Origin of the sequence: Mycoplasma marinum (genome assembly GCF_004335975.1) — a bacterium.
Lineage (GTDB): Bacteria > Bacillota_I > Bacilli_A > Mycoplasmatales > Metamycoplasmataceae > Mycoplasma_K > Mycoplasma_K marinum.
Map to the genome: position 1 here is coordinate 1 of NZ_PSZO01000101.1, position 745 is coordinate 745.

At 26.0% G+C, this 745-nt stretch carries 1 protein-coding gene; it reads right to left on the bottom strand.

Annotation, left to right across the window (positions count from 1 at the left end; genetic code table 4):
- The coding region (locus tag C4B24_RS04870; RefSeq protein ID WP_131599654.1) for an AAA domain-containing protein at positions 1-697 on the bottom strand (697 nt) is incomplete at its 3' end.
- Positions 698-745: the final 48 nt, after the last annotated feature.

A 745-nucleotide genomic window follows, 5' to 3' on the forward strand; every position in this document is an offset into this window, starting at 1 on the left:
GTTTATACTCGTCATTATAAATAGGGTACAATTGTGAATTATCACCAACAATAATAACTTTTTTAGCAAACTCTGTTTTAGAAAATACATTGAATAGATTGTTGGCACTTGCTTCATCTATGATTAATATAAAATCAGAATCTCCTTTGTGTAAGGCATTAAAAATATAACTTGAAAAGGTTGTTACAAATAAATCTGATTCTTCAAATTGAGTTGAATTATTTTTAGGTAAGATTGATTTTGGTTTCATTGATGATCTCCATACTTTCATATCACTCATATCTTTTGATTCATTGATTTTATAAATCAGGGAATCTAAAGATGAATGTAAAGCTGAAGCAAAAATAACTTTTTGACCCATATTTCAATATTGTTTTATGATTCTTGAAATTGTATGTGTCTTTCCAGTTCCCGGAGGGCCTTTTATTATTGAAAGGTGCTTTGAGTTTATTGCATTTATTAATGCTTTATTTTGAAACTCATCAAGAGTGCTATCCTCCCTTGCATTGTCATGTTTAACATCTTCTAACTCACTTATTTTTTTATCCCCTAATAATAATGAATCTATATTGCTGAAATTTTGTTCTTCAAATTTAGAAATTAACATATTTGTATTTCTTATTTCAAAAAAAGGTGTTGTTTTTACTAAAAATCAAAAATCACCAATTTGGTGTATTTCATTTTCCTTAATATCCATAAAAATTCTCTTTTTATTTTTATCTATTTCAAAAACATTAGATTTTTT